Raw genomic sequence first — 17,304 nt, forward strand, 5'->3', positions numbered from 1 at the left:
AGATTTGCTTCATATTAATTAGTGTAAATTAAAGGTGAGAAGTAATCGCATTTTTCGATTAGTTTGCAATAAACTTAGTATACAGTCAGTTAGTGCAAAGATTTTATCATCTGTACACTAACCTGTGCATCAATTTTTACAGTTTACGTGTTTCTTCTATACCTACATCGGCCAAAAACACATCCCATAATTTCTTTGTTTCTCCGTCTACAGCCTTTTCATATAATTTCAAGATCACTGTCACATTTCGTTGCGTCACATCACCGTATACCACTTTCCCATCTACTAACCCTTTAAATGTCTGCACAAATGATACAACTCCGTAGTAGTTTCCATCAGGTCCCTTACGAAAATCAGTCGCGTAGCTGATATCAGCATAAGAAACTTCTACTTCCTGATAGTCTGCACCTACCAGTTTCAAACGACGCAGGTAATCTCTGATCTTATATTTATTCTTGATACCTGTATTTACATTGGATACTTCTACTCTGGCATCCTCATTTACAAATAGAGTTACTGCAAGTCCAATAGTAGAGTTAGCCTTTTCTGCAGGAGTCTTTGGATCAACGATAGTTGCCAGATAAGTGCCTAGTTCATCTACTTTGATAAGTGCCTTATTCCGGAATTTCTCAAATTCTTCAGGTCCGCCAGGAAAAGCTACGGCATCATCTGAGGCATTGGAAGCATTTTTATTACCAGTATTGGCGTTGGCATCTGTTTTTAATGTATTATCAACTCCCGTGATCTGGTCAGTCTGTGTTTTAGTAGCTTTCAGACTTGCAGCAGCAGCAGCAGGATCTGCTATCAGTTCATGACGACCATCTTTATACAAAATAACAGCAATTTTGCTTTTAGGTAGTTTCTGTTCTTTAGGCTTTTTATCATCAGCTTTCTTAAACTTTACCTCTTTGTCATTTAGCGATAGTTCAATTACGGCAATAACCTGATTGTCTAGTGTAATAATCAGATCATTCTGTTTATTGGCAGGTGTATTCATAAATCCGGCAGCCTGTGCATTATCTCCATTCAATGGATATACTACATAATTACCAGTACTACTAAATGCCATTAAAACATCTCCAGCATCCATAGAATAGGCAGGGCCAGGATTCTGAGGAATCTTATATTTTATTTTTTGAGGATTAATCTCAATGATTTTACAATCTACCTTCTTTCCATTATTCTGGTAAACAATATCCTGAGCCACGGTCGGCAATACAGATACAAGCAAACTTGCAAATACAAGACTATATTTGCGCAAAGTGGTAAACATATTTAAGTTCATTTGGTTTGGATAAAGATTCTGCATATAAGATTTAAATACCAACCCTTATGGTATCACCTCTCAGGTGTTTTACCAGAAAATTAAAGATAAAGTTGCAATAGGTATAAAGAACCTATCAATTTAGATACCAAACTCCGTATTTCTTTTATTAATCAGCTTCACCGAGGATTTGTAAACGAAATGATGTCTTTTTTTACATACATTTCAGGCTGAAAGTTGGCGATTTTCCAGTAGAAAAACAATTTTACAGGCTGACTAATAGCATATTAAAGCCAATACATAAATTTATTAATTACTTAAAATCTTACATAGACCGATTCACTATAAGATACCCTATAAAACAAAAGGCTGGAGATACTCTCCAGCCTTCTATTTTTAATCGAGCTTTATTTTTATTCGTTTCCGTAAGAAACAGAAGGAATAGCTTTATCGATTTCCCAACGTCCTGTACCTTCTTCACCAATTACCTCAAACAGTTCTAGACAACGACGAGCTACATATTCCTCTTCACGTTGCTCTTTATGGAACCAATTTAGGAATTCCACAGTAACATGATCTTTCTCTTTATAGCACTTATCTGCAATATTATTGATAGCCTGAGTTGTCTTTACTTCAAGTTCCAATGCAGTTTCGAATACCTCTCTGAAAGATTCAAACTCCTGAGGAATACCATCTACACTAGGAGATACGGCTGTTCCGCCCATATCACTCACATATTTGAAGAAGCGCAACATATGCTCACGCTCATCTTCAGCCTGCTTGTAGAAATGGTCTGCACTGTAGTCAAAACCATTCCGATCACACCAGGAAGCCATAGCTAAATATACAGAGGAATTATAAGCTTCCATTTTGATCTGGTTGTTTAGCAACGCCTCTACTTCCGTGCCAAGCAAACTTCTTAAACGCATTAAGTCTTTCATATATATCTATTTTTTAGTCGATTCGAAATATTTTTTTTCGATATCCCAAAGTTCCGTCGTTCTATGCGAACCTCCAAATAATGAGGGGCTTTTTTGAGAAATTTATAAATAATCTGAATAGAAACAAAAAACGCACCCTGTTACACAGAATGCGTTTTTAGAAGAAAAAGTTTATATAACTACTCAGAAATAGAATGCGTTAAGCATACACAGGAATACTGTATATTCTTTCCTGAATGATACTATTCAATTCAAACATAACGAATGCCCCGGCAAGCAACTCACGGAAGTTGATAATCTCTCCCAACGTCAATACATAACAATGTTCACACGCACACAATGATATGATTTCTACATCAGTGGTCCGGGAGGTATCTGTAGCCATTTCAGCAAGATTAATGCTAAAAACAGCACTTTTTAACCGTTGCAGACAGCGTATATCAAAACGAGCAATCTTGTTTGCAAACTCAACCAACAAAGACTTTTCAATATCTGACTGATAAATACAACCTGACTTTGTACGAAAAACTTCCTGATACGATTCAGTAATGGCGGGGGCAACTTTCTTACACATTCGACTCATTAAGGATTAAGTGCAGTAAAGGTATAGCTTATTTAGACTTAATCCAAACAAAAATCAGTAATAAATTACATGATATAAATCAGTTTTTCTAAAAGGGCAAATTCTGTTAAAAAAACAGATATCCGTTGGCTATTATGTGAGAATATGTAATTTTCGCCACACAATTAGAATCTATACTGATTTTCATATATGTCATTTATTTTACCTGTACGAGGCATTATGCCTCAGTTTGGACAAGAATGTTTCATAGCTCCCAACGCTACAGTTGTTGGAGAAGTAACTATGGGAGACTATTGCAGCCTCTGGTTTAACGCTGTTGTAAGAGGGGATGTTAACTCTATTACCATTGGACATCATACCAACATTCAGGATGGTGCTGTGATCCATTGTACTTACCAGAAACATAAAACTGTTATTGGCAACTATGTTTCTATCGCACACAATGCCATTGTTCATGGCTGTACTATTGAAGATGAAGTACTGGTTGGTATGGGAGCCGTTGTGATGGATGGAGCCATTGTCAAGAAAAATGCCATTGTAGCTGCAGGAGCTATTGTATTACAAAATACAGTGATTGAAGAAGGTTGTATTTATGGCGGAAATCCAGCGAAGTTTATCAAAAAAGTAAGTCCGGAACAGGCAGAGGTTTTCCTTCGCACTGCAAATAACTATGTTATGTATAAAGATTGGTTTAAAGAATAAGAGACTCTTCAAAAAGCTTTGATCCTTTTCTTTATTTACGCTTTTTTGCTATGAAATTGTATATGCTGTGATTATTTTCTCTATATACAGTTCAATTAAAGCTCTTGTGCTAAAATAGGAAGAAAGAAAAAGTTGAATAGAATTAAGTTCAAGCCCAAATGGACACATCCTTCAACGTAAAAAGTTTCCACATAAAAGTCGAAAGAACCTCTTCTTTTCAGCCAACCTGTTTTGAACTCAGCACAAAAAATTTTCTGTGCTGAGTTCATGATATATTTTCCATATGTCACTCTACAAAACCACACAAATTATATTCTACATTCCAAATCCCTAAAAATATCTCAACATAACTCCCTAAAAGACAACGCATTATCTCAACACCAACACTTTCCATAAAAAAAAGTCATTTTTTTTTATGGAAAAAGGCTACTGCTTACACCAATAGATCAGCAGCGCGTTGCAATAGTTTGTTCATTCACTTTAACCATCCATTGATCATGGAAAAAGCAAACACTATTGCCCTTTCACTCAATGATATCATATTTGAGAACCGTAACAAAAGTTATGGTGCCTATCAGTTACGTTCTATCTATGAACGCTATCTGCAACGTGCTACGTTTCTTGGAGTAGTAGCCTTCTCTATTGTACTGGCAATTTTATGGAATATGTTTAAGCAAGTACCTGAAGATAGTACAACGTCAGAAACAAAGGATGGTCAAATAGAACTAAAAAGGATTGAAGATATTATACTACCTCCTCCTCCAGTAGTACCTCCACCTGTAGTACAACAGCAACAACAAGTACAAACTATTGATTTTCGGGAAATGCAAGTAGTACAGGAAGAAGAAGCAACACCAAGTGCAGAAATTACCCGTAATGAGGATATTAAAGATATTGAGATTTCTAATGAAACAAAGGATGGTCCTCCTCCAACTGAAGATCTGATGGTAGATCCTAACACCTCAACCAATAGTATTGTAGGAGGCCTGGTAGACAATCCTGAGAACATAATTTTTACAGCAGTTGAACAAATGCCTGAGTTTCCAGGTGGAAGAGAAGAAATGAACAGATTTCTTTCTAAAAACCTTCGCTTCCCAGCTTCTGCACAACAAAAAGGAGTTTCAGGGGTTGTGTACATAAGCTTTGTAGTGAGTAATACGGGCGCTGTGTCAGATATTAAAGTATTGAAAGGCATTGATGAAGCTTGTGATAAAGAAGCAGTGCGTGTAGTAGAGAAAATGCCAAACTGGAAGCCTGGCCGTCAGAATGGTCGCAATGTAACAGTACGTTACTCATTGCCATTACGTTTTGCAATCACTCAATAACAGACAACATTGTTTATTCTATAAGAATCTTCCAATGTAAAGTGAAGAGGAGTTTATTGGTTACGTACAAAAGCCCGCTGGTTCTACCTACGGGCTTTTGTTTTGATAAGAATAACTCTAGCTTTGTCAGTATCAATAACTTTTTTGTACTTCATTTTCTTACCATATCATGAAATTCGCAACCAAAGCTATTCACGCTGGGGTGGAGCCCGATCCAACCACAGGCGCTATCATGACTCCTATTTATCAGACATCCACCTATGTGCAGGAAGCACCTGGCAAACACAAAGGATATGAATATGCCCGCACCCAGAACCCAACCCGTAATGCGTTACAGGCAGCACTGGCAGCACTGGAAAATGGCAAACATGGATTATGCTATGCATCTGGCCTGGCGTCCATAGATGCCATCCTAAAGCTTTTTAAGCCAGGTGATGAAATCATTGCCACGAATGACTTGTATGGCGGTACTTATCGGATCTTTACAAAGATTTACAGCAACTTTGGCCTGAAGTTTCATTTTGTACCTATGCAGGATATGGCTTCTGTTGAAAAATACATCAACGCCAATACCAAGATGCTCTGGCTGGAAACTCCTACCAATCCGCTCATGCGTCTTATTGACATACAGGCAGCTGGTACATTGGCAAAGAAACACAATGTCCTGTTAGCTGTTGACAATACTTTTGCCACACCTTATCTTCAACTGCCATTGGAGATGGGGGCTGATATTGTGATGCACTCAGTAACCAAATACCTGGGGGGGCACTCTGATACGGTAATGGGAGCGTTGATTGTCAATGATGATGAACTGGCTCAGCGACTGGCCTTTATCCAGAATGCCAGTGGAGCAGTACCAGGTCCTCAGGATTGCTTTCTGGTATTACGCGGGCTAAAAACGCTACATGTACGGATGCAACGTCATTGTGAAAACGGACGGGCTGTAGCTGAATATCTTGCCAAACATACGAAGGTAGATACAGTTAATTATCCTGGATTTTCTACCCATCCTGCCAAGAGTCAGATGCGTGATTTTGGGGGAATGGTTTCTTTTACATTAAAAGGAGATGATTGGGATGAAGCTTTACAGGTTATGTCCAGCTTCCATGTGTTCTCATTAGGCGAGTCATTAGGAGGTGTAGAAAGTCTTGTTACACACCCGGCATCCATGACACATGCGAGCATTCCCAAAGAAGAACGTCTGCAATCTGGATTAAAAGATACGCTTATCCGCTTAAGTGTTGGGATTGAAGATATAGACGATCTTATCGCTGATTTGCAACAGGCAATCGGGTAATGTGGTCAGATCCTTTCTGTAACTTCGTACTACAGAAAGGATCTACCTCAATAAAGAACCAATAAATCTAAGCTGATTTTATAGAATACATAGTTCTACCTGTACGCATATGCATGTAAAAATATGTTTGCATCAAAGTCTGAAAGTCTTCCAGACAACGAATTATTAATACAAGGTTATTTCTCTCCCGCAGGTAGCTTAATTTACATTTTTCTAATGGAAATATAATCTCTCCAGGTTCTTTAAAATGGAAGATAACACTCTTCCAGGGTCCTACAGACATATCGATCTGTGATATCAGAAATTCATCTTGTGCAACGGGTGCTTCCTCTTCTAAGACCTCTTCAAACATCTTTTTAACACGTTCGTAAGATACCTGAAATAAATCAGGAAGATTTTCTTTCATCCATGCCTCACATTGAATACGAAGCCAATGAGAATATAACTCTTTCATAGGGAGTTATGTTAAAGTTTAGAGAATGTATAGACTTTCAAAACAGTGGTTACGAAAGATAGCAACTTCATATATCAAATTTAGTATTTTTTCGACAAAAAATATAAATTCTTCGACTAAAAAATTACGCGTGTAACAAGCCCCATTCGTCAGAATGAAAAATTATAATTTTGAGTAAACCACACATCTTTCCTAAGAAATCTTAACTTGCCAGCATGATTTCCAAAAAGCCTTATCTGACGTTCTCAGTGGTATTTTTACTATGGATTGGTAAGGATGAATCTATTTATAGTCTACAAAAAAGCATGCAATTATCAAATTTTTATCAGCAATTATTTGACAGTTATTCCAGGTATTGTGAATCTGAAATCAAATATCGGCGCTTCAAACATAAGGATCTGGTTGTATTACTTGATAAGTTCGAGAAAAATAACATCTTAAGTAATAGTATTACAGGAAAATCCTATCAAAAACGGGATATTTACCTTCTTAAAGCTGGTACTGGAAAGATCAAGATACTGCTCTGGTCGCAGATGCATGGAGATGAAGCAACAGCCACTATGGCCTTGCTGGACATATTTAATTTCCTGACAGCCAATGATGAACTGAATGCTTTCCGGGAAAAAATTTTGTCAGAAACTACATTATACTTTGTTCCTATGTTAAATCCCGATGGGGCCGAACCATTTGAACGTCGTACAGCGCAATGCATTGATATGAACAGAGATGCTTTGCAATTGCAAACTCCCGAAGCCAAACTACTGAAGCAGCTCCAACACGATCTCAAACCGGATTTTGGTTTCAATTTGCATGATCAAAATACGCATTATACAGCAGGTGCCACCCGCAATCCAGCAACCATTACATTCTTAGCACCACCTATAGATGCTCAAAATACAATAAATGATGTTCGCAAAAGAGCCATTCAATTAATTGTTCAGCTGAATCAGCATATACAAACCTTTATTCCTAATCAGGTAGGGCGCTGGTCAGATGAATATGAGCCTCGTGCATTTGGTGAGAATATGCAAAAATGGGGAACCAGCACTATTTTAGTAGAGTCAGGAGGCTATCCGAACGATCCTGAAAAACAGTTTATCCGTAAACTCAATTTTATAGTATTACTGGATGCATTTTATCAGATAGCCACACAAAGCTATCAGAATGAAAAACTGGAACCTTACACAGCTATTCCTCCCAATGAAAAAAGGCTATTCGACCTGTTGATTAAAAATGTGAAGGTAAAGGACAGTATAGTAGACATTGGTATTATTCATAATGAGACTACAGTAGGTTCTTCGTTTTATTATAACGGTCAAATTTATGATTGGGGAGATCTGTCTGTATTTTATGGGTATGAAGAGTTAGATGGGCAAAAGCTTCAGGTAAAGGAAGGAAAACTGTATCCTCAAAAACTATCAGTAATAGACGATGTAGCCAGATTGCCTATAGCTGAATTACTACAGCAAGGGTATCTGGCAGTACAAATTGATCAGATTACACCTGAACAACGGACTACACATACATTGCCTATACATATTATTTCAGCTAAAGATGATTTCAGCTCCAAAATAGGCGAAGGTAAAGAAGCAAATTTTTTCCTGACAGAAAACGGAAAGATTCGCTATGCAGTCGTTAATGGCTTTTTACATAAAGTTGAGCCCTGATTTCCAGTATTGAAGCTACAATCAGGGTTATTATTCATTCTTTTATTCATTAGTTTAGAAAATGGCATTAAACTACGTCTGGATCGCCTTTTTTCTTATTGCATTTCTTGTTGCACTCTTTAAGCTTATTTTTCTGGGCGATACCCAGATCTTTAAGCTCATCATTGATGGCACATTTGATACAGCTAAAATTGCCATCATGGATATTGCACTCCCTCTGGCTGGCATTATGACGTTTTTTTTGGGAATTCTGAATATAGGTGAGAAAGCGGGAGCTATTCAGTTTCTTTCGCGTATTATTGGTCCTTTCTTCAATCGTCTATTTCCTGAAGTACCCAAAGACCATCCGGCCAGCGGACATATGATGATCAATTTCTCAGCTAATATGCTGGGACTGGATAACGCTGCGACTCCCTTTGGACTACGTTCGATGAAAAGCCTTCAGGAACTGAATCCAGAAAAAGAAATAGCCTCCAATGCTCAGATTATGTTTCTGGTACTACATACGGCAGGTCCGGTACTGATCCCTCTCAGCATTATGGCTCAACGCACATTATTAGGTGCTGCCAACCCTTCCGATGTTTTTATCCCATGTCTGATTGGTACCTATATCACCACGCTTATAGGAATGATCGTAGTTGCTATCTGGCAAAAGATCAATCTGTTACATCCTGTGATGCTGGCATGGATAGTTGGATTTACAGGAATTATAGCACTATTACTCTGGTATCTGTCAGGTTTGGATAAAACCCAACTGGAAGTGTTTTCACAGGTAGCAGGTCCGTTACTTCTGTTTGTGATTATGGTGGCCTTTATTCTGGGAGGCATACGTAAAAAGATAAATGTATTCGATGCCTTTATCGAAGGAGCCAAAAACGGATTTGAAGATTCCTTAAAGATCCTCCCCTATCTTATAGGTATGTTGGTAGCAATCAGCATATTCCGCAATTCCGGCTCTCTGGCATACGTTGTTGATGGTATAGGCCATTTGCTTGCGATGACGGGTGTCAATACAGACTTTGTACCCGCCTTACCTGTTGCTATCATGAAACCCTTTAGTGGAAGTGGCGCACGTGGCCTGATGATAGATGTAATGAAAACCTATGGAGCAGACTCTTTTCCTGGACGGGTAGCCTGTATCTTCAACGGCTCAGCAGATACCACGTTTTATATTATTGCCTTGTATTTTGGGTCTGTAGGGATCAAAAAAGTACGCTATGCAATTGTAGCTGGTATTATTGCAGATATTGTGGGTGTCATTGCCGGTATATTTCTGGGGTATCTGTTCTTCCACTAACAATCAGCATGAATCAACCCGAATATAAGGCAATGATTTTCTTTGGAGAAGTCGTATTGCATGTGCATAGTTTGTTGCATACTATTTTTTGTGCAGGCAAAACAAATTCACTGATCCGTGGACAGATTGCCTGTTGAAAATAGCAGTTTTGCGCGTCAGAATAACTCCAATCATTTTTTAATTTACGCATAACTCACAGCAGATTTTATTTTTGACCAGAACTTTGATCATGTTGACTATTGCGTATAGTTCACCGCACTATCATTAGGCTGCAGTAGATAATGCACAGGTCAATAATATTGAACAAGGGAAATCAGAATAGATAATACCAGTGCCTAAGACATATTCTGAGGCAAAAATTGTATTTTCTTTATATTATGCGATTTAGTTTTTAGCTTTTTCTGGTTCATCTACTGAACTAAAAGCTGAACTAGAGAAACACTACTTTTTTAGCTCATTCCTGGTTCATCACCCTTACAACAAAATCAATATAACAAACTAAAATACAACGACTTACTTCAAATTTCCCAGTTCAACCTTTGGCTTGTTTTGGTTGACGTACTATTTTTCTATTCATTGGTTCACTGGTTCACTCTCCTATAGGAGAGTGAACCAGTGAACCAATGAATAGAGTAGAGTAAATTAACAAGATAACTAGTAGCTATTTTCCATTGATACAAGTATATCTTATGTCAGTTATCAGTTGCTGTATCTTGCTTTTATCTAAGCTGTTTTATTCTATACCATAAACTGGGTTACTAAATACTATAGAAGAGAGTAAGAGGTTCTCTAAAAACAAAGCCTACACTCTTTAGGAAGTGCAGGCGTTGTTACTTCTTTGATAACAAGATAAATTTACCTCTTTGAAGATATGATAAATCTATAATCTGTAAATCATTTTCCTGCTTTGGTAAATTTCCGGATTGTTTCTACCTCCTGTTGCTGATAGGGTGTACCATCCGGACGGAATATATCATGAAACCATAGTTTTGGCTCTTCCCCACCAGGTAATGGTTCATCCCATGCATAGATAGTATTCGTTTTTCCTTTTACCAGTCCCCAGTTAATAGCCCCTACCTTGTATTTGTCAAATATAGGCAGACATCCTTCGAAAGTGCTTTTATGTTTACGAGCCATGTATTCTGTACAAATCAACGGTCTTTTGTAAGTAGCTTGTAAGTCTTTGATTTGCGCCTCAAGTTTTTCAGGTGTTACATAATTATGGAAAGTAATGATATCCGAACTATTCAGCATTACTTCATTACTCATAGGATGGTCATGCCACCAGCCTGCTGTCAGTGGTTGAGAAGGATTGACAGCTCTGGCCCATTCAAAGGATTTCTTCAGCAATGGTACTACTGCATCCATATAGCCAGAATTGGATGGCTCATTAAACAGATCCCATACTAACACACGCGAATCATTAGCAAAAGCGCTGATAATTCCTTTTGTATAATCTTCCAGTTTACCCCAGGTGCGTGAGTCAAACAACATTTGTGTGCCAGGGCAACGCAACCATCCGGAATTGTGAACGCCGGTTTTAGGTTCAGGTTGCTTGCCAGCTTTTGGGTTGTCATTCCAACAGGAGTCAAACAACACAAACATAATTTTGATATGATGCTTATCTGCAATCGTCAGAAACTCATTGATGCGTTTCAGAAAACCTTCTTTATCTGTATCATAGGGAATGTTATGTAAAAATACCCGCATGATATTCATGCCTAAACTTTCTGCCAGACCTAGCTCTCTATCTATAGTCTGAGGATCAAAGGTATCTGCCTGCCACATTTCCAGTTCATTAACCGCTGTAGATGGAATAAAATTGGCCCCAACTAAAAATGGCTGTTTAGCATACCAGGCATTGGCCTTCTCAATAGTCCAGCGACCTGCCTGTACGGGTTGACTGGTCCGGGGTTGCCTGGGTGACTTTGTTTGTGCTACCCCAACAAAAACGGATGCATTCAAACACAGCAAAAAAAGTAATACTATCTTTTTCATAAGAATGAATAGAGGGAAAACGTATAATTGAGATTAGGTGTACTTATTCATTATCAGGGCACTACAGGAAAAGCCACAATACGTACTTTGGTACATCCATAAGGAATCAATGTGATCTTTTCTGTCTTGTTTTCTACTTTTCCTTTGTAAATCCCAGACCTTTCCGTTACAGGTGAAGGGGCTACATCATTGACAATCTTCCAGTCTGGAATCTTTTTGGCATCTACAGTAATTTCAATAGGTGCATTAGTCAGATTCCAGATAAACTGATCCGATACAGGCTTCACCTTTTTTATTGATACAGACTGAACAGGTTCGGCAACAGTCTTTGCCACTATTCCATAGTTCCAGTCACCTACAGGAAAGACATTAAAATAATCGCCTTCTTCTTTCTGACTTTCTTTCTCCCATCGTTCACCCAGCTTTAATGCATAGACCAATGGTCCATATTCCAAAGCCCGGGTGTTACGTCCCCAGGTTGAGAACTGGGCCTGCATAGGTAACTCCAGGGTTAATTTATCCTTGTCTTTCCATGTATGGTCAATAGTTATTACCTGTCCTCCTTTTTCTGTACGTAGTTTTTGTCCATTCAACAAGATAGTTGCTTCCTTACACCAGGAAGGAATGCGTAGTTGCAAAGGAAAGCTAACTTCTTTCTTTGTAGAGAATGCAAATTGAATAGACTCTTCAAAAGGAAAGGTTGTTGTTTCAGTAATGGTAACTTCCTGTTGAGTCTTCCCTACTTTAGCGACAATCTGATTAGGACCATATTCCAATGCAGCCAACCCTTTATCAGGAGTACCATACCACATATGGGCAACAAACTTTGTCCACCCCTGATGCATATTTGCCAGACAACAGGTATAACCACTACGCATACCGTAGACATTGTTCATTTCCCGATCAAAGGGTAAGGAAAAGTTAAATACTCCACGTTTTACCTGTACCTGATTGGCAATCTGAAAGTATTGTTTGGCATTGTAGTCATCTGTTGTCTGGGTAGGCAGCGCATTGAATGTCATTCGTTCCAATGCATCCATATAGTGGATATCTCCCGTAATTCCGATAATCTCTTCCAGTGAAAACATCGATTCTACAATAGCACAAAGTTCTGTTCCCTGTACCGGATCATTTCCATGTAAATCTTCATCAGCCGAAAAAATACCCATAGGTAAACCATGCAAAGTCATCAGGTCATGAAAGCCTGTGCTTAAACCTGACAGATATTTTTTATCGCCGGTACGCTGATAAGTTATAGCGGGCGACTTTATGGCCATTCCCACATTGACACCATGACGACTCATCCAGTTTTCATTATCCTGATAAGCAGCAGCGCGGATGACCCAATCCCGGTTTGTCAGCCAGGTATTCCACTCAAATGACTGCGACTCAATCAGTGCAGCCAACTCCAGTAGAGAGGCTTCCTTCGTAATACTATACAGCCATTGGGCAATCATAGCATTGTCAATGCCACGGGAAGCAGACCAGTCAGTCCATTTTCCAATAGGACATTTTTTGAGTGACTGCAACTGATAGTTAAAGAAATGGCTCATAAACGGAATCACCCGTTTATCTTGTGTAGCTGTATAATACTGTTTCAATACTTTCAGCATCACCATTTTAGGCCACCAATCTTCACCCAACTGACAGGAGTCAACAGTTATGGTAGCTCCTTTCTCCCGCTCTGCTTTCGTGATAGGACCAAAATATCCGGAAGGGCGTTGATGAGTTAGCGTCCATTCAATGTATCGGTTCACTTTATTCTTTAAAACCGGATCATTAAGCAGGTAGGCAAGTGGTACTGCCCCATCCAGCCAGTAAGGAGTTTCTTCCCAGCCATCTCCTTTTCCTCCCAGCCAACCATTGTCATCTTTGATCTTTCCATATACTTCATCCAGATGTCCGGTTGTTCCATCCCGCATAATCTGAAGCTGATGCAGCAACCAACCTTTGGGTTTAACAGATCCAAGCGGCAACTCTGTATAGATAGGAGATTGTATGGTTTGTGCTTTCAGAAAAGACGAATGCCCAGAAAAAACAAGTACTATTGATAGAAAAAATAAGAAAATAGTGTAGCGCAGATAGGTATTCATGAATGAACGGGTAGTAAATCCTGATTAAATTCAACCCAATAAACCAAAAATACTATATTTATCCTATGAAAAATTTCATCAGTCCAAAGAAAGACATGAGTTATTGATAACTATCCTGGAGGAGTTTTGGAGAAACAACCGGGTTACAGCACCCAGAACTATTCCATCTGTCTGTAAGTTTTAATTATATAAATCTCTGATTTACTCTTGTTGACAGTTGGTTTATACCTAAGGTTTTTACTTTCTTTGGGGTATTAATTCATAAGTATTCCTTTAGACAAAGACAGTTATCTTATTCTGAAAATATATGCGACACCTCCTGAAAGTTCATCCATCGGACAATGTCATTGTAGCACTGACTGACTTATCCAAAGGGCAAACGCTGACATACGAAGGCGAGACCTACATCTTGCAAGATAACATACAGCAAAAGCACAAGTTTGTCACTGAGGATCTGAATACCGGAGATCCTGTCATTATGTATGGTGTATTGGTAGGCAAAGCCATGCATCCGATTCCAAAAGGAGGGTTAATCCATACACAAAACCTCAAACATGCTGCTGCAGATTACTCTGGAAAGCAGAAAGACTATACATGGACTCCTCCGGATGTTTCCAAATGGAATGACAGAACATTTATGGGATATCATCGTTCAGATGGACGGGTAGGCACTGCTAATTACTGGTTATTTGTGCCTACTGTATTCTGTGAAAATAGGAACCTGGAAGTAATAAAAGAGGCATTGAATAAGGAGTTGGGTTATGGTCAGAGTGAAAAATACAAGAATTACACCCGTCAACTGATATCCATGTATGAATCAGGACAGTCGCCAGATACTATGTTATCAGCTGACTTGTCTTTGCAGGAAGAAATGTTTCATACCAAACGCCTGTTTCCAAATATCGACGGCATCAAATTTCTGACTCACCAGGGTGGCTGTGGAGGTACACGACAGGATTCTGCTGTATTGAGTAAGTTACTAGCCTCCTATGCAGATCATCCAAATGTAGCGGGAGTTACAGTATTAAGTCTAGGTTGTCAGCACTTGCAGATGGATGACTTCAAACAGGAAATATTTCAGCGTAACTCCAAATTTGATAAACCTCTTTTGATGTTTGAACAACAAAAGAGTCAATCGGAAGAAAGTCTGATTTCAGAAGCGATCAAGCAAACTTTTGTACACTTAGTTAAGGCCAATACACAACAACGCCAGCCGGCTCCTTTAAGCAAAATGGTATTGGGTGTAAAATGTGGTGGTTCTGATGGTTTTTCGGGTATATCAGCCAACCCCGCAGTTGGTTATGCAGCTGACTTGCTGGTAGGTTTGGGTGGCACTGTATTACTGGCTGAGTTTCCAGAGCTCTGCGGTGTAGAGCAGGAGCTTGCCGACAGATGCATCAACAAAGAGATTGCGGCGAAGTTTGTTCACCTGATGAAATCCTATAATGCACAGGCAGAATCTGTAGGTTCAGGCTTCCATGCCAACCCTTCACCCGGCAACATTCGGGATGGCCTGATTACAGATGCTATCAAGTCAGCAGGCGCAGCGAAAAAAGGAGGCACTGCTCCTATTGTAGATGTGCTCGACTATACAGAACCAGCTACCAAGCCGGGTCTGAATCTGGTATGTACCCCTGGTAATGATGTAGAAGCAACTACAGGAAAAACAGCATCAGGCTCTACCCTGATTTTATTTACAACGGGTCTGGGTACTCCGACAGGTAATCCGGTATGCCCTGTTATCAAGGTAGCCACAAACAGTGATCTGGCTCGTCGCATGGCTGACATTATTGATATTGATACTGGCGATATTATTACAGGACAAACCACCATTGAGCAAAAAGGGGAAGAGATTCTGGAATATTGTATTCGTGCGGCCAGCGGTCTGGAAAAGATCAAATCTGTAGAACTGGGACAAGATGACTTCATTCCATGGAAACGTGGGGTAAGTCTGTAAACGTAAAAAATTGAGACTCTTTTATAATTAATACAACCTATTACTCATTCTGTTTTTATTCGTTTCATGTTTTCTCTTACTCATAAAACAGCTGTCATCACAGGCGGAGGCAGTGGCATTGGGCAGGCAATAGCCCGTTTATTTGCCAAACAAGGTGCCGAAGTTATTATTCTGGATCTGAATGAAACAGGTGCCAGCCAAACTGTAACTGATATTCTCAGAGAAGGTGGCAAAGCTGTATTTTACCGTTGTGATGTATCAGATCAGTCTGAAGTAAAGAAAGTGCTTGATCTGGCATCCAAAGTAGATATTCTGGTTAATAGTGCCGGCGTCTCTCATGTCGGAAAGCTTGAAAACACCTCTGAAGCAGATTTTGACCGCATTTTCAGGGTAAATGTAAAGGGCGTCTATAATTGTATGTCTGTTGCAGTTGAAAAAATGAAAAAGCAAGGAGGAGGCGTCATCCTGAATCTCGCGTCAGTTGCTTCTTCAGTAGGTATACCGGATCGGTTTGCCTATTCAATGAGTAAAGGAGCGGTGCTAACAATGACTCTCTCTGTAGCAAGAGATTACATTGATCAGAAGATACGTTGTAACTGCATTTCACCAGGACGTGTACACACACCGTTTGTGGATGACTTCCTGAAAAAGAATTATGCAGGGCAGGAAAAGGAGATGTTCGAAAAACTGGCAAAGACTCAACCTATAGGCCGAATGGGTACACCAGAAGAGATGGCAACCCTGGCATTGTATCTCTGTTCAGATGAAGCTGGATTTGTAACAGGTGCAGATTATTCCATAGATGGAGGATTTGTTTCTCTTAAATAAAGAACTGGTTTAAACTGCTTTTATATTTACATAAGTCATTCCAAATTTTGGATGGGAATCTGATTATAAAATCAGCGCTTATGCTTCCGAAAAGTATAAGCGCTGATTAGTTTTTCAGAAATTTCTCTTCCCTCGTCTTCTCAAATTCCCTTACCTCACTCTACTTGTGGCATCCTACTTTTTTGCTTGTCCAAAAAAGTAGGCAAAAAAAGACCCTTTTCTCTGATCCTCCTGCCCGCAAGGCCCAAAGCCAACCTCGCGGCGGAAAGAAGGCCAACGCACCTACACTACCTTTCGCGATCAAAGGAATCTACCCTCTCTTTGTGGCTGGACTTATTAATACTGCTTTTTCTAAAATTTGGGCTGAATCAGGTTTCTGCTATTAGGGTTATTTTATTCCAGATCATCCAGAAATTGCTGGTAAGCTCCTTTTAATTCTCTGTTTGCATTTCGGTTGCCAGCAGCTTCACTTACTTCGATTCCTTTCTTAAAGGTGTTCTCTGCCTCTTCATTGCGTCCTAAGTCTGCATATAATTTAGCGGCATGGTAGTAGGTGCCTACATAATCCGGATGCTCTGTCAGGAGCTTTTCATAATACGTCAGAGCCTTCTGCACATCAGATTTCAGGTATTCGGTTGCTATGGCATATAAAGTAAAAGGATCATTGGGATCTTCCTTCAGAAAATCAAATAGTTGCTCAAGTCTGTTCATTGTATAAATAAAATTAATCATCTGCTTTCGCTTATGGCTCAAAGTAAGGCTTCTTTGAATGGCAAAACAAATTCCTACTTTAGTTTGTATTCCGCTCACAACCAACCACTTTACAATTCAACATACAAATATCACACTCTGTAACACATTTTTGTATTTTTCGGTTGATCTTTATGACTCTTCACAT

15 protein-coding genes are annotated in these 17,304 nt (G+C 39.2%); 8 read left to right on the forward strand and 7 right to left on the reverse strand.

Features of this window, described 5'->3' with window-relative positions; genetic code table 11:
- Nucleotides 1-136: 136 nt before the first annotated feature.
- The 3 genes from QNI22_RS07755 to QNI22_RS07765 all read right to left on the reverse strand — a co-directional run bounded on the left by QNI22_RS07755 (nt 137) and on the right by QNI22_RS07765 (nt 2,779).
- Nucleotides 137-1,273 carry a hypothetical protein gene (locus tag QNI22_RS07755; protein ID WP_314510071.1) on the reverse strand — a complete coding sequence of 379 codons (1,137 nt, stop codon included), beginning with the start codon at nt 1,271-1,273 and terminating at the stop codon, nt 137-139.
- 404 nt (nt 1,274-1,677) lie between these two features.
- Nucleotides 1,678-2,205, reverse strand: a complete 528-nt coding sequence (locus QNI22_RS07760; RefSeq protein ID WP_314510072.1) for a ferritin — start codon at nt 2,203-2,205, stop codon at nt 1,678-1,680.
- A gap of 199 nt (nt 2,206-2,404) precedes the next feature.
- The gene (locus QNI22_RS07765; RefSeq protein ID WP_314510073.1) at nt 2,405-2,779 is read right to left on the reverse strand and encodes a hypothetical protein; all 375 of its coding nucleotides are present in this window, start codon (nt 2,777-2,779) and stop codon (nt 2,405-2,407) included.
- A 198-nt stretch (nt 2,780-2,977) separates the two neighbouring features.
- On the opposite strand from QNI22_RS07765, the gene QNI22_RS07770 reads away from it, so the two are divergent.
- The 3 genes from QNI22_RS07770 to QNI22_RS07780 all read left to right on the forward strand — a co-directional run bounded on the left by QNI22_RS07770 (nt 2,978) and on the right by QNI22_RS07780 (nt 6,112).
- Nucleotides 2,978-3,490 (forward strand): gamma carbonic anhydrase family protein, encoded by a 513-nt coding sequence (locus QNI22_RS07770; RefSeq protein WP_314510074.1) that lies wholly within the window; start codon nt 2,978-2,980, stop codon nt 3,488-3,490.
- 497 nt (nt 3,491-3,987) lie between these two features.
- Entirely contained in the window at nt 3,988-4,815 is an 828-nt protein-coding gene (locus tag QNI22_RS07775) for an energy transducer TonB (protein WP_314510075.1), read from the forward strand.
- A 169-nt stretch (nt 4,816-4,984) separates the two neighbouring features.
- Entirely contained in the window at nt 4,985-6,112 is a 1,128-nt protein-coding gene (locus tag QNI22_RS07780) for a trans-sulfuration enzyme family protein (protein WP_314510076.1), read from the forward strand.
- A gap of 67 nt (nt 6,113-6,179) precedes the next feature.
- Here QNI22_RS07780 and QNI22_RS07785 read toward each other — a convergent pair whose 3' ends face one another.
- Complete coding sequence (locus tag QNI22_RS07785) at nt 6,180-6,566, reverse strand: hypothetical protein (RefSeq protein WP_314510077.1); 387 nt, start codon at nt 6,564-6,566, stop codon at nt 6,180-6,182.
- Nucleotides 6,567-6,781: 215 nt separating this feature from the next.
- Between QNI22_RS07785 and QNI22_RS07790 the strand changes: the two genes are divergently transcribed.
- The 3 genes from QNI22_RS07790 (at nt 6,782) to QNI22_RS07800 (ending at nt 9,667) form a co-directional block, all read left to right on the forward strand.
- Nucleotides 6,782-8,233 (forward strand): M14 family zinc carboxypeptidase, encoded by a 1,452-nt coding sequence (locus QNI22_RS07790; protein ID WP_314510078.1) that lies wholly within the window; start codon nt 6,782-6,784, stop codon nt 8,231-8,233.
- Nucleotides 8,234-8,294: 61 nt separating this feature from the next.
- Nucleotides 8,295-9,530: a nucleoside recognition domain-containing protein gene (locus tag QNI22_RS07795; RefSeq protein WP_314510079.1), complete on the forward strand. Its 1,236-nt coding sequence runs from the start codon at nt 8,295-8,297 to the stop codon at nt 9,528-9,530.
- An 8-nt stretch (nt 9,531-9,538) separates the two neighbouring features.
- Entirely contained in the window at nt 9,539-9,667 is a 129-nt protein-coding gene (locus QNI22_RS07800) for a hypothetical protein (RefSeq protein ID WP_314510080.1), read from the forward strand.
- 757 nt (nt 9,668-10,424) lie between these two features.
- Here QNI22_RS07800 and QNI22_RS07805 read toward each other — a convergent pair.
- Entirely contained in the window at nt 10,425-11,528 is a 1,104-nt protein-coding gene (locus QNI22_RS07805; RefSeq protein ID WP_314510081.1) for a glycoside hydrolase family 2 TIM barrel-domain containing protein, read from the reverse strand.
- A gap of 53 nt (nt 11,529-11,581) precedes the next feature.
- A complete protein-coding gene (locus tag QNI22_RS07810) occupies nt 11,582-13,621 on the reverse strand; it encodes a beta-L-arabinofuranosidase domain-containing protein (protein WP_314510082.1) in 2,040 nt (679 codons plus the stop codon).
- Nucleotides 13,622-13,928: 307 nt separating this feature from the next.
- On the opposite strand from QNI22_RS07810, the gene QNI22_RS07815 reads away from it, so the two are divergent.
- Nucleotides 13,929-15,578, forward strand: a complete 1,650-nt coding sequence (locus QNI22_RS07815; RefSeq protein ID WP_314510083.1) for a UxaA family hydrolase — start codon at nt 13,929-13,931, stop codon at nt 15,576-15,578.
- A 66-nt stretch (nt 15,579-15,644) separates the two neighbouring features.
- The gene (locus tag QNI22_RS07820; RefSeq protein ID WP_314003810.1) at nt 15,645-16,406 is read left to right on the forward strand and encodes an SDR family NAD(P)-dependent oxidoreductase; all 762 of its coding nucleotides are present in this window, start codon (nt 15,645-15,647) and stop codon (nt 16,404-16,406) included.
- Between the two features lie 393 nt (nt 16,407-16,799).
- Here the strand turns inward: QNI22_RS07820 and QNI22_RS07825 are convergent, their stop codons facing one another.
- A complete protein-coding gene (locus tag QNI22_RS07825; RefSeq protein ID WP_313974904.1) occupies nt 16,800-17,117 on the reverse strand; it encodes a tetratricopeptide repeat protein in 318 nt (105 codons plus the stop codon).
- Nucleotides 17,118-17,304 lie beyond the last annotated feature (187 nt).

Origin of the sequence: Xanthocytophaga agilis, assembly GCF_030068605.1 — a bacterium.
Classification (GTDB): Bacteria; Bacteroidota; Bacteroidia; order Cytophagales; family 172606-1; genus Xanthocytophaga; species Xanthocytophaga agilis.